The sequence below is a fragment of the Granulicella cerasi genome, assembly GCF_025685575.1.
Lineage (GTDB): Bacteria > Acidobacteriota > Terriglobia > Terriglobales > Acidobacteriaceae > Granulicella > Granulicella cerasi.
In genome coordinates this window covers 423,343-449,553 of the sequence record NZ_JAGSYD010000003.1, presented here as the reverse complement: position 1 = coordinate 449,553, position 26,211 = coordinate 423,343, and the positions used below count along the sequence as shown (strand labels likewise).

The window sequence follows — 26,211 nt, the reverse complement described above, 5'->3', positions numbered from 1 at the left end:
CTCCTTCAAACTGCCTTGAACACTGCGTTGGTTCTACGCCTATGAGGGTACATGGTACGTGTATCTCTTGACAAAAGAAGACGGCCGCGAAGACTCTCGCGGCCGCTGGAGGCTAGCGCAGTACAACGGTTCGGAGCTTGTTCGTGGCCTTGAGGCTCACGGCCTTGCCCAGGGACGTGCTTTCAAGCGCGAGCGACTTGCTGCCCTCGGTTGCCGCTGCCGCCTTGGAGCCGACAACCTCGAGGCGAAGCTCGGTCCACCACGGCTTGTAGCGGCCCTCGGCTTCCTGCAAAGACACCGTCAGCGCGCCCTCTGGCGTCACCGAGCAAGTGAAGTGCTGGCGGAAGAACTCGCCCTTGCGGAAGTTGAAGGTGAGGCCGTCGTCCGTGTAGACGTCGCCATCGCACGCCTCGCCGGGGGCCGGCGGGAAGATGCGCAGCGTCAGCGGGCCGTTCGGCTTTTCGCTGGTGGACTGCACCAGAGGAGCCATCGGAACAATCGATCCGCCCTTCACATAAACCGGCAGTTCATCGAGCTTCGGCTGGGCGAGGATCGGCGGCAGCTCGCTCTTCGCATCGCGAATCTCATGGTCCGCCGCGCCCATCGGTCCACGACGGTCGATGCTCTTGCCGGTCCAGTAGTCGTACCAGAGGCCCGAGGGCAGGTGCACAACGTAGGGCGCGACCTCTTCCGGCGACGGGCTGAACGCCACCAGCACCTTCGGTCCGAACATGAACTCGCCCGGGCCGTCGTTATCCAGCGGATGGTTGTCCGTGGTCGCGTGCGGAAACTCGAGGAAGAGCGGACGCGTGATCGGCAGGCCGGTGCGCGACATCTCCTCCGCAGTCGTGTAGAGGTACGGCATCAGCTTGTAGCGCTCTTCGATGTAACGCTTGCGGATCGCCTCGTGCTCGGGGCCGTCCACCCACGGTTCGTGCAGGTTCGTGCCCTTCGCCGAGTGGTCGCGGTCAATCGGCTGGAACGCCGCCACCATCAGCCACTTGGTCAGCAGGTCCGCCGAGGGCGAGCCGGCAAAGCCGCCGACGTCCGCACCGCTCATCGCAAAGCCCGAAAGCCCCAGGTTCAGCAACTGCGGCGTCGTCTCGCGCAGGTGGTTCCACGTCGAGGAGTTGTCGCCGGTCCAGGTCACCGCATAACGCTGGCCGCCCGCATAAGACGCGCGCGTCATCACGAAGGTGCGGAGGTTGGGGCGCAGCGTCAGCAGGCCTTCCATCGTTGCGCGCGAGTTCTCCATGCCGTAGACGTTGTGGATCTCCGGATGCATCGCCGTGCGCGTCGAAAATCCCTGCGCTTCGTTGCCGCCGATGCGGTGCTCCACATCATCGGGCATCGTCTTCGACGGATAGCGGAAGACCGCCGGCTCGTTCATATCGTTCCAGAACCCAGCCGCGCCGTCGTCGAGGAATTCCTTGAAGTTCGTGCCCCACCACTTACGCGAGGCAGCCTGCGTGAAGTCCGGGAAGACCGCCGGGCCGGGCCAGACGGGGCCGACATACTCCGCACCCTTCTCCTTCACGAACGCGTCCGCCGCGTGGCCGGTCGTGTACGGCGCATAGCTGCCGTCGGTGACGTGCGCAATGTGTAGATCGGTGATCAGGATCGTCTTGAAGCCGTTCTTCTCAAGTCCGGTCAGCAGGCCCTTCATGTCCGGAAACTGCGTCGTGTCGACCGTGAACGGACGGTTCTTGTATTGGAAGTCGATGTCGAGCCAGAGCACGTCGGTGGGAATCTTGTCCCGGCGCAGATGCGCGGCCACGTCTTCCACCATCGACTGCGGATAGTACGAGTAGCGCGACTGCTGGAAGCCCAGCGACCAGAGCGGCGGAAGCGGCGTCGGGCCGGTCAGCCACGCATAGTCTTCGACCACCTGCTTCGGCTCCGGGCCGTACATCACGTAGTAGTCCAGCGGGCCCTTCGGCGCGGAGAAGACGTACCGGTCATTGCGCTCGCGGCCAAAGTCGAAGAACGTGCGGAAGGTGTTGTCGAAGAGCACGCCAATGGTGCGACCGCCGTGCATCTCCAGGAAGAAGGGAACCGACTTGTAGATCGGGTCGGTCGACTCCTGGAAACCGAACATGTCGGTGTTCCACATGGTGAACGCTTCACCCGCACGGTCGAGCGGCCCCATCTTGTCGCCGAGTCCGAAGAAGTGATCGTCCTCCGTCTTCTGCTTGAAGACGCGGAAGCCGTCCTCGGTCCACTGCACCGGCAGAACGTCCTGCTGCAGCACGTTCCCGGCAAGGTCACTGACGGTCAGTTTCTGGTCCGCGCCGAGAGAAACACGCAGCTTACTCGTCTGGAAGCCTTCCGGGGTCGCGGTGACCTTCACCCGTGCTGTGCGTGCCGTGGGCAGCACCGCCCAGGATGCATCCTCCGCCGGATGGCCGTTCGGGAACATCCTCACGCGCACCACATCGTCGCGCAGTGCGTCTACGCGGAGCGTCAATTGCGGACCGGACACCTCCAAACCGGAGGCGGTGTGAGCCGAAGAAGCGGGCGCAGTCTGCGCGACCAGCGGAGCGCCCAGCAGGGCGACCGAGAAGGCGCCCGAAGCGAGGGCGAGAGAAAGTGCACCAAAATATCGCATAACCACTCCAAGAGGCCTAAAGCTGCAGCATCATCGCAATGCAGCGGTCGCCTTTCGTGCATCAATTAGTTGTCAACAGTTAAATGTATTGCTGACAGTTACTTGCGGCCAGCCAATCTACTTATCGAGGTCCAGCGAGAAGAGGTTTCCCGTGAAGACCCGGGAGCGTACAAGCGGGATTCCATCGGGAGTCACCCCTCCGAAGATGAAATCGACCGCGCCCTGCGCACGCGAGTCCGACAACCGCACTAGCACCTTGATCGTGCCATCCGGAACGGAGATGCGTTCGATCGGCTGACTCGGGTCAAGCGATGCATGTACGTAAACCGACTTGCTGTCCGGTGCCCAGAAAGGGTCGGCTGCGGAGTTGGTCGCCAACGTCTTCCAGGTGCGCTGACCCAGATCAAAGATACGCAACTCTTTTTGATTCAGCGTCATCGCCGCGATGTAACGGCCATCCGGCGAGGTGCGAGGGCTGAACAGGCCGGCAGAATCAGGGAGTTGCTCAACCTGACGTGTATCCACGTGCAGCAGGTAGAGGCCGCGCTCGGCACTCTCTTTACCGAGCAGATCATTCAGGCGCCCGAACACGAGCGTCTTCCCATCCGGTAGCCAGGTCGGGTCTGCCTCGTTGCGATCTTCATTCAGCAGCGGCTGGAATTCACCGCCCGCCGCTGGCATCACATAGATTTTCCAGGCTTTACCGGGCTCGCGCGCCATCAGGGCAAGACGGTTCCCATCCGGCGACCAACGCGCCATAAAGACAAAGGTGCCGTCCGGCGAGAGCTGCAGTCGCTCGCTGCCATTCGTCCTCGCCCGCCAGAGCAGGCCATTGATGTCCACCCAGGCGACCCAGTTTCCGTCGCGCGAGTAGTCCACGCGTACAGCATTTGCGAGGAACGAGCTTTCCGGGACCAGATCGCCTGACGCCGAGACGCGCAGCATCTCCGAGCGGGCATCCACGCCTTGAAAATAGATAGTATGCCCGGTCCGCGAGGCTACCGGCGATTGGAACTGAAGCGGCCCGTCTGTAATCTGGCGGGGAGAAGTTGTATTGTTTCCAGCAAGTTGCCAGAGGTTTTCGCTGCCGCCGTGGCTGCTCTGAAAAATGTACGAGGAGCCGTCAGCCATCCAAACGCCGCAGCATTCGCTCGATGGCTGCGAGAAACCCGTCAAAATGCGCTTAGCGGTATGGTCGGCCTGAGATAGCTCGTAGATGCCCACGGTGTGCGACAGCGTATCGATGACCGTGAAGCGCAGCAGCTTTCCGCCGGGGCTCCAACGCATCCAGTAGGCCCGGCCGGGCAGGGAAGCGAACTTCTGCGGCGCGCCGCCGTTGATGCGCGCGGTGTAAAGGTCATTCCCGTTCGCATAAAGGATGTTCACACCGTCCGGCATCCACGTAGCGTCATGGGCCAGGACGCTTCCAACCCGCTGCGCGGAGCCACCGATCGGGGGCACGATCCAGAGTGGCTGCTCGGAATCCGGCGACAGATGGTCGCGTACCAGCAGGTGCGAGCCGTCCGGGGAGATGTCGCCGAGCGTAGGCCCGGGAACATCCGACGGAATCTGCAAAGGAATGCTGTTTCCCCCCGCGATTTCAATCGCAGCGAGCCCAAAACGACCACTTTCCAGCATCGGGGCATACAAATACGGCCCGTCCGTTACCGCAGCCGAAAAGTTCTCCGTGGACTTATCAAGGGGTGCTAAGTGGCCGCTGTGCGTGATTTGCACGATATGCGGAGGCGCTGAAGACCCATGTCCGCGCCCCACGATATATCCGCTGAAAAGCGCGAGCACCACGACGAAGGTTGCGGCGATCCAGGGCAGAAAATCGATGGATTGTCGCGCCTGAGCGACTTCAACGACTGGCGCTTCCAGGACGGTCACAGCCGCTTGGGATGTCTCCATCGGTCCCGCTACGGAGTGGCTAACTTCTTGAGGAGAAAGAGTTTGCTCGATCAAGGTGAAGTCTGTGACCGGCTCCTCTGCGATCGCCGGCACCGGCATGTTGATCCGCGTCACCGGCGCCACGAAACGATAGCCGCGCCGCGCCAGAGTCTCCACAAAGCGCGGATTGTCTGCGGAATCACCCAGTGCTTCGCGGATCTTATTGACCGCCGTGCCAAGCGAATGGTCGAAGTCAACGACCGTATCCTTACCCCAGAGGCGTTCCTGTAACTCTTCCCGGGTCACCACTTGGCCCGGACGCTCCAGCAAACAGGTCAGTACTTTGAAGGGTTGGCTTTGAAGCTTGATGCGAAAACCCGCCTTCCACAGCTCTCCACTGGAGAGGTCGACCTCGAAAAGTCCGAAGCTGAGTCGCGAGTTGTCCTGCGAATGTGGCATGGCAAAGGGGCGGCAATTCCGCAGCCACAACGATAACACTTCGCCTTTTGGAGGCGAAGCGCGCAGAAAGTCAACATATAAATAGTTGAAAAGAAATGACTTATCTGTTGATGAAAAATTGAAACAAAAACGCGCCTCTGTGGGTTGCGCTGATCTTGCAAGAACACGGAAGGTTGCTCCCGTTGCAGAGAGGACTCAGTCCGTACCCCTCAGTTAGATGAAGGGGACGAGAGACCGGAGACGCACTTCTTTGCAGCCCTATTTTGGAGGCAACAAAATGCAATCTCTTTTTTCCAAGAGCCGGATGCTGACGACCGCTGGTCGTCTCGCGCTGGCAGCCACGCTCAGCGTTGCGGGAGCCGGACTCCTGCACGCGCAGAGCGACACGGGCCGCATCGTGGGAACGGCGACCGACACTACCGGTGCTTTGCTCCCGGGCGCGACCGTCACGCTCCTGAATGTTGAGACGGGCGCCAAGGAAACGCGCACCACCGGTTCCGCCGGTGAATTCACCTTCCCGGCAGAGATGCGCGGTCATTACTCGATCCAGATCGAGATGCCCGGCTTCACGGCGCAGAAGCAGGCGTTCGAACTGCAGGTGCAGCAGGTTCAGACGGTTTCCTTCAAGCTGGTCACCGGCGGCTCGACCACGACCGTTGATGTGACCGACGCAGCCCCCGTGGTGGACACCTCCACGTCCTCGACCGGTGGCGTCATCGAGGGCAAGCAGGTAGTGGACCTCCCGGTGAACGGTCGTAACTTCACCCAGTTCGCAACGCTCATGCCGGGCGTGACTCGCGGCGCTCCGGGTTCGGGCGCGTCGGGCCAGGGTGGCTCGGTCGAAACCTTCCGCTATAAGGATTCTGGCGGTGCGGCGCTTTCGGTGAACGGCCTCCGCCAGCAGGCGAACAACTTCCTGCTCGACGGCGTGGACAACAACGACGCATTGGTGAACACGATCATCTTCTTCGCTCCGCCTGAAGCGGTGCAGGAGTTCCGTGTCAATACATCGGTCGCTCCGGCAGAATTTGGCCGCGCCGGTGGTGCGATTGTGAACACGTCGATCAAGTCGGGAACGAACCAGATTCACGGTTCCGCTTTCGGTCTATACCGTTCAGCGGCGTTCGATGCGAACCCCAGCTACTTCTCGCCGACTTCCGCGAAGCCTGCGTTTCAAAAGAAGACTTTTGGCGGTAGCATCGGATTCCCGATCTTCAAGGACAAGCTCTTCTTCTTCGCTGACTATCAGGGGCAGCGCGCGAAGCTTCCTCAGTCTGCTGGTTTTGTCACGGTTCCCACCGCAAGGATGAGGACCGGAGATTTCGGCGAACTCCTCGGATTGGGGACGACCACGTTGCCGACCTCTTCGCTGACCGGGTGCGGCGCGTACACGACAGTGCACGGTCTTACAGTCACGACACAGGCTCAGTTGAATGCCAGCGTGGATAACGGTGCGATCTTTGATCCCGCAACGTGCGCCCAGTTCGGAACCGTTGCTGCACCGAACGTCATTCCGGCGAACCGCCAGAACACGGCGGCGATTAACTATTTCAACGCCTATGACCTTCCCACTCGCGCGGGCGTTCTGCAGAATTTCTACACCGTGCGTAGCTCGCTGCTGAACTATAACGACTTCGACGCTCGTATTGACTACCACGCAACTGCAAAGGACGCGTTCTTTGTCCGTTTCAGCTATGCGCAGGACGACAATCCGATCAACAGTGAATTTTCGAAGCTGCCTGCTGGATACGGCTCGGGTAACAATGTGACGCGTCCTCGCGGCGGTGCATTCGGTTATACCCGCGTCTTCACTTCGAATCTGGTCAACGAATTTCGCTTCGGTTACAACAAGGATATCTACGGATACATTCCGCCCTTCTTTGGGACGAACGTATCGTCAGCTCTCGGCATCGTCAATGCAAACCGCAATGCTCTCACCAGTGGCGGCGCTCTGATTGGTGGCAGCTCCTCGGAGATCGAATACACCGGTGATGGCGGTCCCTACACCGTACCGCAGCACACGATGCAGTTTGCAGACTCGCTGACGTGGATCCACAAGAGCCACACCATCAAGTTCGGTGTCAACTTCATCAACCGTGAAGTGGACTTCTTTCAGGGCAACGATGGAAAGGGCTTCTTCCAGATTGGCGGACCCAACTATCCTGGCACTGGCCGCTTCACCGGCTATGAGACCTCGGAACTGGTCTCGGGCTTCACGGACTATGTCATCGGGCCGGCATCGAACTTCTTCTACACGAAGAGCATCGAAGATGGCTTCTATGTTCAGGACGACTGGAAGATCACTCCGCGCCTGACGCTGAACATCGGAGTGCGGTATGACATCTACACGTCACCGTATGAGTCGAATAACAATCAGGCGAACTACGACATCGCGTCAGGCACATTGTTCGCAGCTGGCCAGAACGGGCACTCCCGTTCGCTGGTCAACACGGACAAGAACAATGTTGCACCGCGTATCGGATTTGCTTATGACGTTTTCGGCAACGGCAAGACCGCAATTCGTGGTGGCTACGGCATCTTCTACTTCCTCGATCGCGGTGGTGTAGGCAACCAGCTCTCGAACAACCCCGGCTACAACGGAACCTATAGCTACTTGGCAACACAGGGCTATCGTGTGACGCTGACGGGCCAGGTAGCTCAAAACACGAATAACTCGAGCGCTGCTCAATCGGCACTTCCCTTGCCGTCGGCACAGCCTTCCGCTGCGCTGCTGGCGAACCCTGGAACGGCGACGGTGATCGCTGTTCTACCGAACAACCAGAACAGCCAGATTCAGCAGTTCAATCTGCAGGTTCAGCAGGCGGTTGACCGCTACACGTCGGTAACGGCGTCGTATGTGGGCACCACCTCGCAGCATCTGATGACCTGGTTCAACGCGAACAATCCGTACCTTGGCGGTAATGGTCAGGCAAGCACCGTCGGTGGAGCCTACTACCCGACTCGTGGAACGATCACCGAGGCTTGTGCTTGCGGGTCGTCCAACTACAGCGGTCTGCAGATGGGTGTAACGCGTAACATGCCGAACGGTCTGACGCTGACCGGCGCCTACACGTGGTCGCATACTCTGGACAACTCCAATGGTTCGGGCAACGGCTCGGGTCGTATTCAAATCAACTCGAATGGTCAGCCTGACTTCCGCGACAATTACGGAAACTCGGAGCAGGACATCCGTCACTCTTTCGTTGCCAGCGCAACGTACAAACTGCCTTTCGGCCGCGGCCAGAAGTTCGGTGCGAACGTTCCCTGGTACATCGACGAGATTATCGGCGGATGGCAGGTCAACCCGCTGTACACCCTGCAGAGCGGATCTCCGTTTGACTTCTCGACCTCTGGAGCCAATAACCTCTCGGACAATCGTCCTGATGTGCTCTCGTATCAGCCGGCGGCTCGTCATCGCCTCGGCGGTTCGAGCTCTGCCACCACCAACCTGGTGTACTTCACCGGAACGTTCACGACGCCGCCGACATCGGCTGCTGGTGGATACGCTCGTGTGGGTAACATCTCGCGCAACAAGTACTACGGTCCGGGGTACAACGATCTCGACCTGTCGGCGTTCAAAGGCTTCCACATCACGCAGCGCGTGAATGCGGAGTTCCGTGCGCAGGCGTTCAACCTGTTCAACCACCCGCAGTTCAGCAACCCGGACGCGACCATTCATGATGGAGCGACTTCTGGCGCGAACTATGTGGTCTCTTCAGTCAACAATGTCGGTGGCTTCGGCACGATCAGCGGTATCCGCTACGAGTCGCAGCGCGAAGTGGAGCTTGGCTTCCGTCTGAGCTTCTAACTCACAACGCATCCTCAACAACAGCGGCACGACGGGTTTCCGTCGTGCCGCTTTTTCTTCAAAGGGTAAGAGATCGTTTTCAGGAGTTGTAGCAATGTTTCGTTGGCTCAGTGCGGCGTTGGTGGGGTTTGCTTTTGTGGGCGCGCAGGCGCAGGTGAAGATTGACAAGGTCGATCCTCCGAACTGGTGGGCGAGTATGCCGAAGCCGATGTTGCTGGTGTACGGCGAGGGGCTGGCGCAGGCGCAGTTCACGCTGAGCGACCCGGCTCTGCGGATTGAGCGCGTGGTGCCGAGCGCGAATGGTCACTATGCTCAACTGTGGTTGAGCACTTCGCCCACGCATCCAGAGACGGTGGCGATCACCGCCAGCGGAGCCAGCGGCAAGGCAGAGAAGTCGTATCGCTTTGATGAGAAGAAGCCGGACTCGGCGGGCTTTGCGGGATTCCACTCGAACGATGTGATGTACCTCATCATGACCGATCGATTTGCAGACGGTGACCTGAAGAACGATGGCGAGCACGCAAATGCGGATGTGTCATCGGCGGACGCGAAGGCAGAGCTCGCAAAGTCGCGTGGGTGGCATGGCGGCGATCTGCGCGGCGTGCAACAGCATATTGATTACTTGCAGAAGCTCGGCGTGACCACGGTGTGGACGACGCCTGTGTATGAGAACCATGGTCCGATGAGCTATCACGGCTATGGCGCGACGGACATGTATCGCGTGGACGAGCACTATGGCTCGCTGGAAGACCTGCAGATCCTGGTAGCGACCCTGCATCAGCACCACATGAAGTATGTGCTGGACACGGTGCCGAACCACGTCGGGCCGGCGAATCCGTGGTTGAATGATCCTCCGGCGCCGGACTGGTTCCACGGCACGAAGGCGGACCATGAGGAAGCGGAGAGCGACTTCACTGCGCTCATCAATCCTCACGCCAGCGAACGTGAAAGGCGCGCGACGCTGCAAGGGTGGTTCGCCAATGCGTTGCCGGACTTGAATACGACGAGCCCAGCAGTGGCACAGTACCTGCGACAGAACGCTATCTGGTGGGTGGAGAAGACCAGTGCGGATGGTTTGCGCATCGACACGTATCCCTACGTGGAGCGTTCGTTCTGGCATGACTTCCATGCAACATTGCGTGAGATTTTTCCGCACCTGACTACGGTGGGTGAGACGTTTTCGGCAGATCCGGTATTCACGTCTTCGTATGCTGGCGGCGTTACGCGTGTGGGACCAGATACCGGCCTGGATACGCCGTTTGATTTTCCGACGTACTTTGCTGTGCGCGAGGTGTTTCTAAAGGGCAAGCCGATGGGCAAGCTGAATGATGTGTTGTCTTACGACAATCTCTTTCCGCACCCGGAGCGGCTGCCGATGTTCATTGGCAACCACGACACGTCGCGCTTCCGCGAAGAGGCTCCGAGTGAAGCGGCGATGCGTTTGGCGCAGGCGTATGTCTTCACCACGCGCGGTATGCCGCAGCTCTATTCGGGCGACGAAATCGCGATGCGCGGCAAGGATGATCCGGACAATCGTCGTGATTTTCCCGGTGGCTTTCCTGCGAGCACGGCGACGGCATTCACCGCGAAGGGTCGTAACGAAGAGCAGCAGCGCATGTTTGCGTTTACAAGCGAACTAGCGCATCTGCACACGAGCGAGCCTGCGTTGGCGTGCGGTGCGGAGCAGATTCTTGAGTCCGACGACAACACGCTGGTGTACTTCCGCGATACCGCGCGTGCGGCCAACCCGGACGCGTGCGGCACTGCCAAGGGCGCAGCGAAGATGCTGGTAGTGCTGCACCGTGGTGCAGCGGAAAAGCGCACTGTGCCGATTGATTCCACCTGGATGATGGGTTGCAAGCTGGGCAAGCCGCTGATGGGGAATGCTGCGAGCTACGCGAAGATCGTGGGTGCGCAGCAGGATGACATGGAACTCTCGCTGGCTGCCGACGAAGTGCTACTGATTCCCTGCGAATGACGTAGTAGGCTTTCTGTGATTTCAATTTGCGCGCGGGGAGTCTATCGAACATGATGCCATTCGTTTTGGAGCCGATTTTCAAGGAGCGGATTTGGGGTGCGAGCGAGCTGCCCGCGCCCTATCCGCAACCTGAACCGGGTAAGCCGATTGGCGAAGTGTGGCTCACCGCGCTTGAATGCACGATTGCTGAGGGGGAGTCCGCGGGCACGACTCTAGGCGAGCTGATGCCGGAGTTTCCGCTATTGATGAAGGTGCTGCTGCCGAAGGAGAAGCTTTCGGTGCAGGTGCATCCGAACGATGCGGAGGCACAACGAATCAACGAAGCGCGTGGCAAGACGGAGTGCTGGTATGTGATGCAGGCCGATGCGGGCGCAGAGGTCGCGTTGGGGCTGAAGCCGGGTGTGCGTGTCGAAGACCTGCGGGCGGCCATTGCCGAGGGTCGCGCGGAAGACAAGCTGCAGATGGTGCCGGTGAAAGCGGGTGACCTGGTGTTTGTCGACGCGGGTACGATCCATGCGATTGGGCCCGGTATGGTGGTGCTGGAAACGCAGCAGTACAGCGACGTGACCTATCGCCTGTACGACTATGGGCGTCCGCGAGAGCTACATCTCGAGGCTGGTTTGGCTGTGTCGAAGACCGGCACGGAGGCCGGACTCACGAAGCCGGTCGAGCACCCGACGTATACGCGTTTGGTGGAGTGCGAATACTTCGCGGTGGACGAACTTAAGCTCGACACGCATGGTGAGACGAAGCTGGAGTTTTCGGACAAGCTGCAGATCCTTGTGGCGCTGGATGAGGGAGCCTCGCTTCGTTCTCAAGAAGGCGATGTGCAGATGCATCTGCCGAAGGGCAAGGCTGTAGTGTTGCCGGCAGGCGCGTCGTATGCGGTACTCGCGCACAGCGGCGGCAAGGTGATGCGCGTCCTCGCACCCTAGTGGTAGGCTTGTAAAGGGTGGTGGATGCTAGACGAACCAATGTATAACCCGCTGCTGTCGTATGAAGAAAACTACGAGCGCGGACCCTTTGGAGAATTCCAACAACCAGCTGTTTTGAAACGCGCGGGCGAGCCGCGCTTTTCTTTTGTTGGCGAGAAGGTCTGGCAGCCGTTCGGTATTCCTGCCGGGCCGCTGGTGAACGGCAAGTATGTAAAAGCCGCGCTGGACACGGGTTTTGACCTTCCTGTTTACAAGACTGTTCGAACACATGCGTACAAGAGCCATCCATGGCCGAACGTGTTGCCGGTGCATGTGGAGGGCGACCTGCCTGCAGGTGGCGTGAAGCTGACGGCGGGCGAGGAGTACACGCAGCCGCTGTCGATTACGAACTCGTTCGGTGTGCCGTCCATGCCGCCCGACGTGTGGCAGCCGGACCTGGCTGATTGCGTGCGCTACGCGAAGCCGGGACAACTCGTGATCGGCAGCTACCAGGGCACGCTGCCCGAGCGCGGTGGTGGCGTTACGGAGTACATCGAAGACTTCCGCCGCGGCGCGCGATTGATGCTCGAGACTGGCGTGAAGGCCGTTGAAGTCAACTTCAGTTGCCCGAATGAAGGCACGGCGAACCTGCTGTGCTTCGACACCGAGCGTTCGCGCGTGGTGGTGGAGGCGATTCGTGAAGAGCTTGGCGCAACGCCCCTGCTGATCAAGGTGGCGTACTTCAAGGACGATACGAAGCTGCGTGAGTTGATCCGCAACATCGGGCCGTATGTGTCGGCGATCTCGTCGATCAACACGATCTCGGCTGAGGTTCGCAAGGCCGATGGTGAGCAAGCATTGCCGGGCGAAGGTCGCCTGATGAGCGGCGTGTGCGGTGCGTCGATTCGCTGGGCTGGTCTTGAGATGGTGCAGAAGCTGGCGCGTCTGCGTGACGAGCTTGGGCTGAGCTATGAGATCTGCGGCGTCGGTGGTGTGACGGTTGCGGAGGACTACGCGGCGTATCGCGCAGCCGGTGCAGACGCGGTGATGTCGGCGACGGGCGCGATGTGGAACCCTGCGCTGGCCGAAGAAATTTGGAATGAAAATGAGGAGGCCCGCGCGTGAGAGAGATCGCTCAGGCAATTCTGGAGATTGGCGCGGCGGGTTTCTGCGCGCAGTCGCCGATCACTTTCAAGAGCGGGATCGTGTCGCCGGTGTACTGCGACAACCGCCGCTTTCCCTATTGGCCCGCGCAGTGGAAGCTGGTGATTGAAGGCTTCGCGAAGGTGATCGTCAGCGAGGGCATCGCTTGCGATGTCATCGCGGGCGTCGAGGCTGCGGGCATTCCGCACTCGGCTGCGTTGGGCTTTGCGACGAGTAAGCCGAGTGTCTTTGTGCGTAAGCAGGCGAAGGACCATGGTACGAAGAAGCTGGTTGAAGGCGGCGACGTTGCAGGCAAGCGTGTCGTGCTCGTCGAAGACCTTGTGACGACAGGCATGAGTTCGCAGGCCGCGATCGAGATGCTGCGTGCCGAAGGCGCGGAGTGCAGCGATTGCTTCGCGATCATCAGCTATGGCTTCGCAGAAGCGGAAGAGAAGTTCCGCGAGGCGGGCGTGAAGCTGCATGCACTGACGAACTTTGCGGAAGTGCTGGAAGAGGCGAAAGCTGCACACCGCGTGAACGCGGAAGACGCGGCTGCGGTGACGGAGTGGCTGCAAAATCCGCGTGCGTGGAGTGCGCGCGCATGAACCCTGTGCTGGCGAAGTATGAGCGCAATGGATCGTTGCTGTGCGTAGGACTTGATCCTGATTTGGCGGCCTTGCCGGAGAGTTTTCGCGCGCAGGCAGAGCCGCAGTTGGCGTTCAACCGATATGTGATCGATGCGACGCGCGAGTATGCGGGATCGTACAAGCTGAACGCGGCGTTCTATGAGGCTCGTGGCGCGCAGGGCGTGCGTGAGATGGAGCAGACGGTGGAGTATCTGCGCGCGGTGGCGCCGGATGCGGTGACGATCTGCGATGCGAAGCGTGCGGACATTGGCAACACGAACCGCGGATATGTCGAGTCGGTCTTTGATGCGATGGGCTTCGATGCGATCACGCTGCATCCGTATCTCGGCAGCGAGGCGCTTTCGCCTTTTCTCGATCGCGAAGACAAGTTGTCGATCGTGCTCTGCCGCACGTCGAACCCCGGAGCCGGCGAGTTGCAGGACCTGGTGGTGAACGGTGATCCGCTGTGGAAGCACATGGCGCGGCAGGTGGCGGAGACGTGGAACACGCGCGGCAACTGTGCGTTGGTTGTGGGCGCGACGTGGCCGGATGAGATGCGTGCGATCCGCGCAGTCGCGCCGGAGTTGCCGCTGCTGGTGCCGGGCATCGGCGCGCAGGGTGGCGATGTGAAGGCTGTTGTCGATGCAGGGCTGGATGCGCGCGGTGGTGGGCTGATGATCGCGAGTTCGCGCGGCATCATCTTTGCGCAAGATCCGCATGCTGCCGCAACGTCTGTGTACGAAGAGATTGAAGAAGCTCGGAAGGTGACGCATGCGCGTTGAAGGCACGCTGGTTTCGGAAGAGAGGGTTTGGCAGGGCGCGGTCGTCATCGATGATGCGACGGGCCTCATCACGGCAGTAGAAGAAATGCGCGGCGAGAGCGATATCGACACGACGGGGTGCTTGATCTTCCCGGGCTTCGGCGATATTCACATCCACGCGCGCGAAGATGCGAGCGGCAAGCAGATGTACAAGGAAGACTTCACGACGGCGTCTGCAGCTGCGGTACACGGTGGAGTGGTGCAGGTCGCGGACATGCCGAACAACGTGATCGCGCCGGTGAATGATGAGCTTTGGGAGCAGAAGCGCGAGCTGACGCGGAAGAGCGATGTGCATGTGACGCTCTATGCGGGCATCGGCCCGACGACGCAACCGCTCACGCGGCATGTGCCGTATAAGGCGTTCATGGGGCCTTCGGTAGGCGATCTCTTCTTCACGAATGCGGAGGAGCTTGAGCAGGCGATTGCGCGCTATCGCGGCAAGAACGTGAGTTTCCATTGCGAAGACCCAATCATCATGGACGAGCATCGCAACGAGCCGACGCATGAAGAGCGTCGGCCGGCGAAGGCGGAGGTTTCGGCAACGGCGTTGGCGTTGCGATTGATTGAGCAGTACGAGTTGCAAGGCAAGCTTTGCCATTACTCCACGCGCGATGGGCTGCCGATGATTCTTGCGGCGAAGCAGCGCGGTGTGCGCGTGACGGCTGAGGTTACGCCGCATCATCTCTTCTTCGATATCTCGCACATCACGCCGGAGAACCACATTTGGCTGCAGATGAATCCTCCGCTGCGTGCGCCGGAAGATCGGCTTGCGATGATTGAAGCGCTGCGTCGTGGCGACATCGATTACGTGGCGACGGACCATGCGCCGCACACGCATGAAGAGAAGCTGGTGGGCCACAGCGGTGTGCCGCACCTCGATACGCTTGGTGCGTTTGCGACGTGGTTGATGGCCGAACACAACTACGATGCGCAGACGATCTGCCGTGTGTTTGCATCGAACCCCGGGCGCTTTGTGCGCGAGTTTCTGCCGAAGGAATTGGGCGAGGGATTTGGTCAGCTTGCGCCGGGGTACACGGGTTCGCTGACGGTGCTTGATTTGAAGACGCCTTACGCGGTGACGCGCGAGAGTGTGAAGACGAAGTGTGCGTGGAGCCCGTTTGAGGGATTCACGTTCCCCGGCAGCGTGCGCGCGACGGTGCTGCGCGGAAAGGTGTTTGCGAATGGCTGAGAAGCTTCAGCATGTGTTGAGCGTCAAGCAGTTGATGGACGTGGTGTTGTTGCAGGACCTCTTCGAAACCGCGTGGGAGTTCGAGCGCGACGAGGTGGAACGCAAGCAGCGTATGCGGCTGAGCGGGCGCATCATGGCTTCGATGTTCTATGAGCCTTCAACGCGCACGCGCTTCTCGTTTGAAGCCGCAATGCAGCGCCTCGGCGGTGGCGTGTTGACGGCGGAGAATGCGGTCGATAACTCGTCATCGGCCAAGGGAGAGTCGATCTCGGATACGGCTCGCATCATCGGCGGCTATGCGGACGTGATCGTGATGCGTCACTTCCAGAAAGGCGCTGTGCGGGAGGCGGCGAGCAACTCGCCTGTGCCGGTGATCAACGCAGGCGACGGTGCGGGCGAGCATCCGACGCAGGCGCTGCTGGATACGTACACGATTCGCAAGGAGCTTCATCGTCTGCATGGGCTGCGTGTTGCCGTGGTGGGCGACCTGAAGAACGGCCGCACGGTGCACTCGTTGCTGCCGCTTTTGAGCTTGTTTCCTGGCTTACATGTGACGTTGATTGCGCCGCCGTCGCTGCGCTTGCCGCAGGAGATCTGCGCGGAGTTGCAGGAGCGTGGAGTGGTGCTGCATGAGACCGAAGAGTTCAGCGTGACTACGTTGGGCGAGGCGGACGTCGTCTACATGACGCGCGTGCAGCAGGAGCGGTTTGCTTCGGTAGAAGAATATGAAGCGGTGAAGTCGGTGTATGTGTTGACCGAAGAGATTGCCGATCAGCTCAAGGAGGAAGCGATCATTCTTCATGCATTGCCGCGGCTGGAAGAGCTTCCGGCCGGTGTTGATCGCAATTTGCGTGCGGCGTACTTCAAGCAGGCGAAGAACGGTCTGTACGTGCGTATGGCGCTGCTGGCTTATCTGCTCGAGTAACAGGAAAGCTTTGATTTTCCCGGATACTTCGATACCCTAGAGACACCAAGGACAACGGACGTGCGGTGGGGCAGCACCGCAACGGCCTGTGAAGCAGAGTGGCAGCTGCATGCGCTTCGGCGAGCAGACGGACCTGGTTTCACGACTTAGCACGACGAGCGACCCCGCAAGTAACGGAGGACACGCCAGCGCGCTGAGAGCCAAATCCGTTCTCAGGATGGAGGAATTCGGTGTCGTTTTTCATGCGCGGTTTCGCGTATTCGCTCGTAGCGTCGACGTGTGTCTGCGCGAGCTCTCTTGCTGCTCAGCAAACAACAGGTGCCATCGTCGGCACAGTGACGGACCAAAGTGGCGCAGTGGTGGCTGGCGCTGAGGTGAAGGCTGTAGCGCAGGGAACGCAGTTGACGCGTTCGGCGATGACGAGCGCTGCGGGCGCATACACGCTGCCCGATCTGCCGATCGGTCGCTACGCCGTTACGGTGAAGCGCGAGGGTTTTGCGACGCTTCGTATCGCAAGCGTTGAAGTGCAGTCGAACCGCACCATTACGCTGCCCGCAAACCTCAGTCTGGGCGAGGTCTCGACGGCTGTGCAGGTGGATGCGAACCCGCTGCTCAACGCGACGGATACTACGAACGGATACGTGCTCGACCGCGAGCAGATTGCGAATATTCCGCAGCCGACGGGCTCGTTCACGGGGATGGCTGTGTTGACGCCGGGCGTGAACTCGGAGCTGCCGAGTGGTTCAGGGGCGAGCGATGGCCTTGGCAACATGCCGATCTGGGCGAACGGTCAGCGCGATACGTCGAACAGCTTCACGATCAACGGCGTGGATGCATCGACGCTCTTTAATGGCAAGAGTACGAGCGCGCAGAACTCCACGCGCCTCACGAGCTCGACCGGCGTGATCAATCTTTCCGGTGGCGGTGGTGTGGTGCAGACGACCGCATCGGTGTATCTGTCGATCGGCAACTCTCTGCCCACGCCAGCGCCGGAGTTCCTCACCGAGGTGCGCGTGAACGCGTCGATGTATGACGCGCAGCAGGGCAGCACGAGCGGCGCGCATATTGACGCGTTGACGGCGTCCGGCACAAACCAGTTTCACGGCCGCGCCTATGGGCGTCGCATGACGGATTGGCTGAACGCTGCGCCGTTCTTCTTCAAGAACGATCCTGCGATCGACGAGGCGTATCGCAAGCCGCAGTTGCATCGCTGGGTGCTTGGTGGAACGCTCGGCGGACCGATCGTGAAGAACAAGCTCTTTGGCTTCGTCGGCTTTCAGCATTTGCACGTATCGGACGGGCAGCTTGGCGCGTCATTCCTGCAGGTGCCGTATGGCCTGAGCGATACGACGCGCGATGCGGGCAGCTTTGCGAACCTCGTGAACGCTCAATTCGGCACAGGCCTTGCAGCGAGCAATATCGACTCGACGGCTCTGGCACTGTTCAACGTGCCGTCGGTGGCTGGCGAGAGTGGCAAGTGGCTGGTCCCGAACCAGACGACCGGCGCGATCAGCGTGGGGCATCCGTACAACGCTTTCCTGCCGGGAACGGCGCGCTTCAACGCGGACACTGCGGTGGCAGACGTTGATTGGAATGCGACGGCGAAGGACACTGTGGCGTTCAAGTTCTTCTATCAGAACGATCCCACACGCGCGCCTTATGCGTTCTCTGATGTGCCCGGCTTCACGCAGCATCTTGAGTCGGGGGCGCAGCTTGCTTCGGTCACGAACACGTATCTGGTGAAGCCGAATCTCAGCACGCAGGTCTCGGTAGGCTGGCTGCGCGAGCGCATGTACACGGACAACGAGCAGCCGTTTGGACCTTCTTCGATTCCGACAGTGGGCGGCGCAACAGCGTCGATCGATACCTTTGGCTCGAACTACTTCCCGGGAGTCTCGATCGTCGGCGTGCTTGGCAATGCAGCGTCCAACAACGGCATCACCGCGGCGAGCATTCTTAACATCGGGCCGAACGCGGCGGGGCAGGGCTCGCTGCTCGGCATCTATCAGAACCGCGTGAACCCCACGGCGAGCGCGAGCTGGTTGCTGGGCAAGCACACGGTGAACTTCGGCAGCGAGTACAGCTACACGCAACTCAACACGATCGACAACCGCACGGGCAAGGGAACGGTCGCCACTGATGACCTCAGCGCATTTGCGCAAGGCTTTGTAACGCCCGGCGGCGCGGCGACGCAGTTTTTCGTTTCGTCGTTTCTGCAAGGCGATGCGTCGCGCTACTATCGCGCGAACCAGCTTGGTCTGTTCCTCCAGGACAAGTACCAGGTAACGCCGACGTTCGTGCTCACCGCAGGAATTCGTTATGACTGGAGCGGCGGTCTGACGGAGAAGTACGGTCGCCTGTTTAACTTTGATCCGTCGCGTTATGGCTACGACCAGACGAGCGATACGATCACGGGCACTGGCCTCATCATCGCGGGCAACAACACGAACGGCACGGCTGGTGTGAGCCCGACAACGCTCACCGGGCGCCAGTGGGGCATCGCTCCGCGGCTGGGCGCGGCGTGGCAGCCTGCGGTGTTTCGTAACAAGGTGGTCGTGCGCTCGGGCTTCGGCATGTACTTCGATCGTGGCGAGCTCTACAGCTACTTCTCGCCGGGGTATGCGATCGGTACGGTCACCGGTGGTCCGTTCGGCGTGAACCAGCAACTACCGTTTGTGAACAACCAGCAGTGCCGCAACAACACGCTCTACAACGGCTACATCCCAACATGCGGCGGCAATGCGGCGAACGATCCTTACGGCGCGCCGGAGTATGCGAACGCGTCGACGGGCAATCTCGCGCATCCGTACACGAACGTGCAGCAGGCCGCTCCGCAGAACCCGAAGGCTTCGGACCTCGCGAAGTATCTGCCAAACCTCTACTCGATCGAGAACCCGTACGCAAGTGATGCGATCCATGAAGGTCAGCCGATCTCGCTCGGTGTGTACGACCGTCGCAACACGCTACCGTACACCTTCAACTACACGCTGAATCTGCAGTGGCAGCCACGCAACGACGTAGCCGTTGAGCTTGGCTATGTCGGCAACGTTGGTCGCCATCAGGTCATTCCGATTCCGCTGAACCAGCCGAAGATCGCTTCACCTTCATCGCCGGTCAACGGCCAGCACTACACCTACGGCTACACGGTGAGCGGCGCGACGCTGCCCGATGGCTCGGCGTACCTCGCTGACTACGAAGGCGGCAACGTAAACCATCGCGTGCCGTATGTGGGCTACGCGGCAGAGTCGGTGTCCTATCGCACGGTGGGCATCGACAGCTACAACGCGCTGCAGGCGCGCGTGGACAAGCGCCTGACGCACGGCCTGCAGGTGGGCGTGTCGTATACGTGGTCTCATGCTCTTGATGAGCATAGCGGCATGGGTTTGTTCTTCAACGGGAACAATCCAGACAATCTGCGTGACTCGTATGCGACCTCAGACTTCGATCGCACGCACGTGCTCAACTTCAACTACCGCTTTGATCTGCCGTCGATGTTCGGCACGAGCGATCTGAAGGGCAAGCTGACAAGCGGGTGGTCGCTGGTGGGGCTGACGGTGTTGGAGAGTGGGCAGCCGTACAGCGTCATCGACTACACCGGTGCGGTGGGCAGCATGTACTACTCGACGAACGACGGCATCATCAACGCCGTAGTGCCGCTGGCGCCTGGCTGCACACCGAAGAACGCGAAGACCGGCCTTTCCGGCGCATTCGGCGATGAAGCGTTGAAGCCGGGATGCTTCGTTGTGCAGACGCTTGCACCGGGTGCCATGGGCGGAGCGATTCCGGCGAGCGATCCGTATGAAACGAACTTCACCAAGGGGCAGCGCAACATCTTCCGGCAGTCGTTCCAGAAGCGCGCGGATGCTTCGCTGGTGAAGCAGACGTCGCTGACGGACCACTACTCGCTACGTTACAGCCTCGATGTTTACAACCTGACGAACTCGGCGAGCTTTGATATTCCGGGCAATCAGGTTTATCAAAACGCAAACTATAACTCGTTCCCCGGCGCTGCGGGAAGCTACGCGATGGACGTGGCTCCTAGCGCTGCGACCTGTTCTACGGCGGCTGGCCGTGCAACGGCAGCTTCGAACACAAACAACTACTTCTACAACTGTGCCGACGGTGTGGGTACGACGACACACACCATCGGCAGTCCGCGACAGATTCAGATGTCGCTGGCTCTTAATTTTTAGCCGCGATCGGCTCATTCGCGGTGCGCGGCCTCCCTTGTGGGGGCCGCTTTTTCATGCACCAATCCTGTTGCAGCGGGATTGTTACGAAATCGTGAACGGCTTTTGCTTTCTTTGCGTTTGCGCGGATTTTCACTCGAATGCAATATTGTTCACGAACGGCCGGTGCGATACTTCCGCTAGTTGAAGTGCGAGGACGATTGCGTGAGTCATACGGTTGTAGTGCTCGAGGACGAGATCGATATTCAACGACTGGTGCAGTACCAGCTTGAATCTGCTGGCTACACGGTAAAGGCGTATTCGACGCCTGGGCAGGTTGCTGCCGACGCTGAACGCGAGCCGCCTTCGTTGTTCCTGCTGGACATTATGGTGCCGGGTGGCGATGGCCTGGACCTCTGCCGCCGCTTGCGGTCGAACGCAAAGCTGGCTGGCGTTCCCATCATTTTCCTGACGGCGCGCGCAAGCGAGAACGACCGCGTGCTCGGTTTGGAGATGGGTGCGGATGACTACATTACCAAGCCGTTTGGAACGCGCGAGTTGCTGGCGCGCGTGAAGGCTGTGCTGCGCCGCTTTGAGCGTCCAACGTCGCCGAGCGTGCTGCAGTTCGATGCCATTGAGATTGATCAGGCTGCGATGCAGTTGCGCGTCAACGGTGAGCTGCAGGCGACGACCGCAACGGAGTTCCGCTTGCTGGATTACCTTGCGCGCCATCCGGGCCGTGTCTTCAGCCGCGATCAGCTTCTCGATGCTGTGTGGGGCGATGCACGCTTTGTGACGCCGCGTTCGGTGGACGTGTACGTTCGCCGCGTGCGTGAGAAGGTGGAAGCTGATCCGGAAAATCCGCGCTACTTGAAGACCATGCGCGGCGCGGGTTATCGCTTTGAACTGCCGAAGGCTAACTAGGCAGAGGGCCTATGCGAATTTCATGGGCTGTACGCATTTTCTTGTTAGCAGCGGCCGCGTCCATTGCGGGCGCGGGGCTTGCTGATCAACTACCGCACTCTCCTGCATGGGGACCTGGCGTGTTCTTCGCCGTGTGGGTCTTCTTCATGTTCGGCGTCGCTACGGCGCTGGTGAAACAGCGCAAGCATGAGCTCGATCTTGTCGCTCACGCGCTGCGTACGTTTCCGGCTGAAGGTTCGGTAGAACATCGCGAACTCGCCGCACAACTTCCAGACATTGCTCACTCGATGGAGTCCGTGCGTTTGAAGCAGGAGCGCGCGGTCAACCTGTTGGATGAGGAACGCACGAAGCTGGCGACGATGCTGGACTCCATGCGCGACTGGGTCGTTGCGGTCGATATCGGCGGCTACATCCTGTGGGCCAACCAGCCGATACGACAAGCGCTGAATGGCGCAGTCGGCAGCGGGAAGCCGCTGGTGAACGCGGTCCGCGATCCTGAAGTGCTGCTCTGCATGCGCGTGGCGCTCGACGATGCTGTGCTGGCCGAGCGTCGCACCTCGGGGCTGTTGCCCGGTCACATCCATGATGTCACTGCGGCACCGATCTCCGGCGGTGGTGCGGTGATCGTGATGCGCGATGCTACGCCGATCGAGCGTGCCGAGCGTACGCAGCGTGAGTTCATCGCGAATGTTTCGCATGAGCTGCGCACGCCGCTCACCTCGATCAGCGGATATGTTGAAACGCTGATCGATCATGAAGAGTCGCTCAGTCCGATGGCGCGCAGCTTCCTCGACATCATTCTGAAGAACGCTTCGCGCATGACGCGCCTCACCGAAGATCTGCTGGCACTGGCGCGCGTCGAAAACAGGGAAGATGCCGCCAACCCTGTGCCGCTGGCGGCGGACAGAATCGTGCAGGACGCTATCGCTTCGGTGCGTGGTCTGGTGGTGGACTCTGGCGCGAAGCTGTCTACAGGCGAACTCAGCAAGCAGATGGTGATGGCCTCCTCGGACCAGATCGTGCAGGTGCTTTCGAACCTGATCGAAAACGCGACGCGGTACGGGCGCACTCGTAATGGCGATCCTGCGGCGGTGGAAGTTTCCGCAACGCAGGATGGCGACATGGTGCGATTCGCGGTGCGCGATCACGGCATCGGCATAGGAAGCGAGCATCTGCAGCGCATCTTCGAGCGCTTCTATCGCGTGGACAAAGCGCGATCGCGTGAGACTGGCGGAACGGGCCTTGGTCTTGCGATTGCGAAGCACATCATCGAAGAACACAACGGCAAGATCTGGGTGGAGAGCGACCTCGGCGCAGGCTCGACGTTTATCTTCACGCTGCCGCTGGCGGCTTCATTCTCTGCACCGTAACAATCCGCAAAGTCTTCTTAATTCATGAACGCCCGCAGAAGTTTCTGCGGGCGTTCATCGTTTTGTAATCACGCGTTAGCTGATTGTTCATGCGTTGTTCGCAGGCCGTTCAAAGTCTCCTGTAACTATGCTCTCAACGGATCCAGTACAAAGCAGACGCAGTTCCCAGGAAACTTCTGTGTCAACGACAGCAACACCTGCGACGAGATCCGAAATTGAGAGGACGACCATGAAGCAACTTGTGAAGGTGGCCGCGGCACTTGTGCTGACGAGCGCTGCGGTGGCCCAGACCAGCCAGCCGAAGCATCCGAAGAAGAAGCCTGCGAAGACGACAACCGCAGCGCAGATCGAGCAGTTGCAGGAGCAGCTGCGTCGCCAACAGCAGGAGCTGGACACGATGAAGGGCCAGCTTGCTGATCGTGATCAGCAGCTCAGCACCGCGACGCAGAACACCACCAGCGCGCAGCAGGCAGCCGCCGATGCAGCCGCGAAGGCCAGCGAAGCGCAGGCAGCCGCAAGCTCGCAGCAGCAGCAGGTGAACACGCTCCAGCAGACCGTCACCGACATGAAGGCCACCGACCAGGGCCTGCAGGAGACGGTGGTTGCGAACCAGGCGCAGATGCGCCAGGAGCTCGAGAGCCCTCTCGCGCTGCACTACAAGGGCGTGACGATCAAGCCGGTAGGCTTCTTCGCGTTTGAAGGTGTGTGGCGTCAGCGTTCGGTGAACTCGGACATCAACACGCCGTTCAACACGATTCCGTTGCCGGGTGCGAACGAAGGCCACACGAGCGAGTTGAACTTCTCGGGTCGCCAGAGCCGCATCGGCGCTCTTGTCACGGGCGACGCGGGCAACTTCAAGCTCTCGGGCTACTTCGAAGCCGACTTCCTCTCGTCGGGTACGACCTCGAATGACAACCAGTCGAACTCCTACACGCTGCGTCAGCGTCAGTTCTGGGGCAAGGCTGAAACGGCAAGCCGCTTCGCCATCACCGGTGGCCAGATGTGGTCGCTCATCACGGAGACGGGCCTGAGCACGAACAACGCGACGGAGAAGCTGCCGAACACGATCGATCCTCAGTACATGGTGGGCTTCAACTGGACGCGTCAGCCTGGTGTTCGTCTGCAGCAGCAGTTCGGTGACATCAAGACCGGTCTCTTCACTGCAGCGATCGCGGTCGAGCAGGCGCAGACCCTCAGCGCTGGTGTGAACGGTACGGCTCCGGCTGGCTATCTCTTCCAGGGTGCTGGCGTGGGTGGCGGTTTGTACAACGCGACCGCGAGCTACTCGAACAACGTCGCACCTGACGTTCTCGTGAAGGGTACGTTGGATTATCCGCATGCGCACATCGAAGTCGGCGGCCTCGCTCGCTTCTTCCGCACGACGTACAACCCTCTGACGAGCGGCAACAGCTCGACCTACACCTACGACACGACCAAGCAGCTCAAGGACACGAAGACCGGCGGCGGCGCTTTCGCCAGCGTGCGTGTGACCCCGGGCAAGTTTGTGACGCTCGCAGTGCAGGGCCTTGCTGGACAGGGCGTAGCTCGCTACAGCTCGGCGACTCTCTCGGACGTAACCGTGAAGAACGACGGTACGCTTGAGCCGATCCGCCACTACAGCGGTCTCTTCTCGCTCGAAACGCACCCCACCAAGAAGCTCGATGTCTTCACCTACTACGGCGGTGAGTACAACCAGCGCACGCAGTACCAGATTGGCTCGAACATCTTCGGTTACGGCGCGACGTCGGCCAACAACGCAGGCTGCTATGCGGTTGCCGCAGTGGGCGGAAACGCCGCAACGGATACGGCGACCAACTGCGCTGGCCTCACGCGCTACATCCAGGAGGGCATGATCGGTTGGACCTATCGCATCGTCGACAGCCCGAAGATCGGCCGCCTGCAGTACTCGATGACGTACCAGTACATTCAGCGTAACCTTTGGTCGGGTTCGGTGGCTGGCACCACGGTTCCGAATGCACCGACCGGCCCCCGCGCGCTGGACAACATGATCCACGTTGGAATGCGCTACTACATTCCGTAAACAGCCGTAAATGCATCAAAATTCATCGAGCTGCAATGAGCGAGCACTAGCATGCTCATTGCAGCTGGGTGGTAGTCCTGGCAGTCCGAGAGAGTCAACAAGGAGAGTTGCATGAAGCTGAAAATGTTGGGCGTGGTCGCAGCGATGACCACAGTTTTGAGCGTAAGCGCAGCGGCGCAGAATTTGAACGGCGCAGGCGCTACCTTCCCGAATCCGATCTATTCCAAGTGGTTTGCTGAGTACGCGGCGTCGCACCCCGGCGTGCAGATCAACTATCAGGCTGTGGGCTCGGGCGCTGGCATCCGTCAGGCTTCGCAGGGCATCGTGGACTTCGGTGCAACCGACGGTCCGATGTCGGACCAGCAGATGTCGGAAGCGAAGGTCAAGCTCTTCCACATTCCGACCGTGCTCGGTGCTGTGGTTCCGACGTACAACATCCCGGGTGTATCGGCTGAGCTGAAGTTCTCGGGCGACATCATCGCGGACATCTACCTCGGCAAGATCACCAACTGGAACGATGGCCGCATCAAGGCGATCAACCCCGGCGTGAACCTCCCCGACCACCAGATCCTGCCGGTGTATCGTTCGGACGGATCGGGCACGACCTACATCTTTACCGACTTCCTCTCGAAGACTTCGCCTGACTTCGCCTCGAAGGTTGGCAAGAACACCTCGGTTCACTGGCAGGTGGGCATCGGCCAGAAGGGCAACGAAGGCGTTGCCGGCATGGTGCGCAACAGCCCGTACTCGTTCGGCTACGTTGAACTGATCTACGCGGTGCAGAACAACATGAACTTCGGCGTGGTGAAGAACCCCGCAGGCAAGTTCGTGAAGGCTTCGCCGGCGACGGTGAGCGCTGCGGCTGCGGGTGCTGCGAAGTCGATGCCGAATGACTTCCGCGTCTCGATCACCAACGCTCCGGGTGCAGAGTCCTACCCGATCTCATCGTTCACCTGGCTGCTGATCCCTCTGCAGTCGTCGGACGCGAAGAAGGGCGAGATCCTCAAGGAGTTCCTGAAGTGGATGCTTGCTCATGGCGAATCGGAAGCTGCGGCCCTGTCGTACGCTCCGCTCCCCGCATCGGTGGCGATGAAGGTTTCCGGCGCGATCAACTACCTCAAGTAGGTTTCACCGTACTGTAATGAATCGCCCTGCAACGCTTGCCGCTGCGGGGCGATTTCGTTTTCCATGACAGGTAAGTCGTTGAACTTCGAAATCTTGCGCGATGTTCACAGTCCGTTCACAGTTTGCAGCTAGTCTCTTCACATACCTTTGCTACGTTGAAGTGGTATCTCTAGGGGACGTACCTTTTGCCGATGGCCGAAATTAGCACCAGAGAAGAGAGT

At 60.2% G+C, this 26,211-nt stretch carries 15 protein-coding genes; 13 read left to right on the top strand and 2 right to left on the bottom strand.

The annotated features are described in order from the left end of the window. Positions 1 to 112 precede the first annotated feature (112 nt). Both OHL11_RS11480 and OHL11_RS11475 read right to left on the bottom strand, forming a co-directional pair. Complete coding sequence (locus tag OHL11_RS11480) at positions 113 to 2,608, bottom strand: glycoside hydrolase family 31 protein (protein ID WP_263371643.1); 2,496 nt, start codon at positions 2,606 to 2,608, stop codon at positions 113 to 115. A gap of 117 nt (positions 2,609 to 2,725) precedes the next feature. After that, on the bottom strand, positions 2,726 to 4,957 hold the full coding sequence (locus tag OHL11_RS11475; RefSeq protein WP_263371642.1) for a winged helix-turn-helix domain-containing protein: 2,232 nt from the start codon (positions 4,955 to 4,957) through the stop codon (positions 2,726 to 2,728). Positions 4,958 to 5,234: 277 nt separating this feature from the next. On the opposite strand from OHL11_RS11475, the gene OHL11_RS11470 reads away from it, so the two are divergent. From OHL11_RS11470 to pstS, 13 genes are all read left to right on the top strand, one after another. Continuing rightward, complete coding sequence (locus OHL11_RS11470) at positions 5,235 to 8,765, top strand: TonB-dependent receptor (RefSeq protein WP_263371641.1); 3,531 nt, start codon at positions 5,235 to 5,237, stop codon at positions 8,763 to 8,765. A gap of 94 nt (positions 8,766 to 8,859) precedes the next feature. Next, positions 8,860 to 10,743, top strand: a complete 1,884-nt coding sequence (locus tag OHL11_RS11465; protein WP_263371640.1) for an alpha-amylase family glycosyl hydrolase — start codon at positions 8,860 to 8,862, stop codon at positions 10,741 to 10,743. A gap of 50 nt (positions 10,744 to 10,793) precedes the next feature. Beyond that, positions 10,794 to 11,678 carry a type I phosphomannose isomerase catalytic subunit gene (locus tag OHL11_RS11460; RefSeq protein ID WP_263371639.1) on the top strand — a complete coding sequence of 295 codons (885 nt, stop codon included), beginning with the start codon at positions 10,794 to 10,796 and terminating at the stop codon, positions 11,676 to 11,678. A 24-nt stretch (positions 11,679 to 11,702) separates the two neighbouring features. After that, the gene (locus OHL11_RS11455; RefSeq protein ID WP_263371638.1) at positions 11,703 to 12,782 is read left to right on the top strand and encodes a beta/alpha barrel domain-containing protein; all 1,080 of its coding nucleotides are present in this window, start codon (positions 11,703 to 11,705) and stop codon (positions 12,780 to 12,782) included. Beyond that, positions 12,779 to 13,405 (top strand): orotate phosphoribosyltransferase, encoded by a 627-nt coding sequence (pyrE, locus tag OHL11_RS11450; RefSeq protein ID WP_263371637.1) that lies wholly within the window; start codon positions 12,779 to 12,781, stop codon positions 13,403 to 13,405. Before OHL11_RS11455 ends, pyrE begins: the two co-directional genes overlap by 4 nt. Then, a complete protein-coding gene (pyrF, locus tag OHL11_RS11445) occupies positions 13,402 to 14,208 on the top strand; it encodes an orotidine-5'-phosphate decarboxylase (protein WP_263371636.1) in 807 nt (268 codons plus the stop codon). The genes pyrE and pyrF overlap by 4 nt, the downstream gene beginning before the upstream one ends. Next, on the top strand, positions 14,198 to 15,436 hold the full coding sequence (locus tag OHL11_RS11440) for an amidohydrolase family protein (protein WP_263371635.1): 1,239 nt from the start codon (positions 14,198 to 14,200) through the stop codon (positions 15,434 to 15,436). The genes pyrF and OHL11_RS11440 overlap by 11 nt, the downstream gene beginning before the upstream one ends. Continuing rightward, positions 15,429 to 16,361 carry an aspartate carbamoyltransferase gene (gene pyrB / locus OHL11_RS11435; protein ID WP_263371634.1) on the top strand — a complete coding sequence of 311 codons (933 nt, stop codon included), beginning with the start codon at positions 15,429 to 15,431 and terminating at the stop codon, positions 16,359 to 16,361. The genes OHL11_RS11440 and pyrB overlap by 8 nt, the downstream gene beginning before the upstream one ends. Before the next feature lie 230 nt (positions 16,362 to 16,591). Continuing rightward, positions 16,592 to 20,554 carry a TonB-dependent receptor gene (locus OHL11_RS11430; protein ID WP_263371633.1) on the top strand — a complete coding sequence of 1,321 codons (3,963 nt, stop codon included), beginning with the start codon at positions 16,592 to 16,594 and terminating at the stop codon, positions 20,552 to 20,554. Between the two features lie 201 nt (positions 20,555 to 20,755). Beyond that, on the top strand, positions 20,756 to 21,454 hold the full coding sequence (locus OHL11_RS11425; protein ID WP_263371632.1) for a winged helix-turn-helix domain-containing protein: 699 nt from the start codon (positions 20,756 to 20,758) through the stop codon (positions 21,452 to 21,454). Positions 21,455 to 21,465: 11 nt separating this feature from the next. Continuing rightward, a complete protein-coding gene (locus tag OHL11_RS11420; RefSeq protein ID WP_263371631.1) occupies positions 21,466 to 22,824 on the top strand; it encodes a sensor histidine kinase in 1,359 nt (452 codons plus the stop codon). A gap of 229 nt (positions 22,825 to 23,053) precedes the next feature. Beyond that, the gene (locus tag OHL11_RS11415; protein ID WP_263371630.1) at positions 23,054 to 24,865 is read left to right on the top strand and encodes a hypothetical protein; all 1,812 of its coding nucleotides are present in this window, start codon (positions 23,054 to 23,056) and stop codon (positions 24,863 to 24,865) included. Between the two features lie 111 nt (positions 24,866 to 24,976). Continuing rightward, positions 24,977 to 25,990, top strand: coding sequence for a phosphate ABC transporter substrate-binding protein PstS (pstS, locus tag OHL11_RS11410; RefSeq protein ID WP_263371629.1), 1,014 nt, complete (start codon positions 24,977 to 24,979; stop codon positions 25,988 to 25,990). Positions 25,991 to 26,211 lie beyond the last annotated feature (221 nt).

Coding starts and splice junctions, on each gene's coding strand:
- OHL11_RS11480 (WP_263371643.1), bottom strand. CDS start 2,608: ATGCGATATTTTGGTGCACTTTCTCTCGCCCTCGCTTCGGGCGCCTTC.
- OHL11_RS11475 (WP_263371642.1), bottom strand. CDS start 4,957: ATGCCACATTCGCAGGACAACTCGCGACTCAGCTTCGGACTTTTCGAG.
- OHL11_RS11470 (WP_263371641.1), top strand. CDS start 5,235: ATGCAATCTCTTTTTTCCAAGAGCCGGATGCTGACGACCGCTGGTCGT.
- OHL11_RS11465 (WP_263371640.1), top strand. CDS start 8,860: ATGTTTCGTTGGCTCAGTGCGGCGTTGGTGGGGTTTGCTTTTGTGGGC.
- OHL11_RS11460 (WP_263371639.1), top strand. CDS start 10,794: ATGATGCCATTCGTTTTGGAGCCGATTTTCAAGGAGCGGATTTGGGGT.
- OHL11_RS11455 (WP_263371638.1), top strand. CDS start 11,703: ATGCTAGACGAACCAATGTATAACCCGCTGCTGTCGTATGAAGAAAAC.
- pyrF (WP_263371636.1), top strand. CDS start 13,402: ATGAACCCTGTGCTGGCGAAGTATGAGCGCAATGGATCGTTGCTGTGC.
- OHL11_RS11440 (WP_263371635.1), top strand. CDS start 14,198: ATGCGCGTTGAAGGCACGCTGGTTTCGGAAGAGAGGGTTTGGCAGGGC.
- pyrB (WP_263371634.1), top strand. CDS start 15,429: ATGGCTGAGAAGCTTCAGCATGTGTTGAGCGTCAAGCAGTTGATGGAC.
- OHL11_RS11420 (WP_263371631.1), top strand. CDS start 21,466: ATGCGAATTTCATGGGCTGTACGCATTTTCTTGTTAGCAGCGGCCGCG.
- OHL11_RS11415 (WP_263371630.1), top strand. CDS start 23,054: ATGAAGCAACTTGTGAAGGTGGCCGCGGCACTTGTGCTGACGAGCGCT.
- pstS (WP_263371629.1), top strand. CDS start 24,977: ATGAAGCTGAAAATGTTGGGCGTGGTCGCAGCGATGACCACAGTTTTG.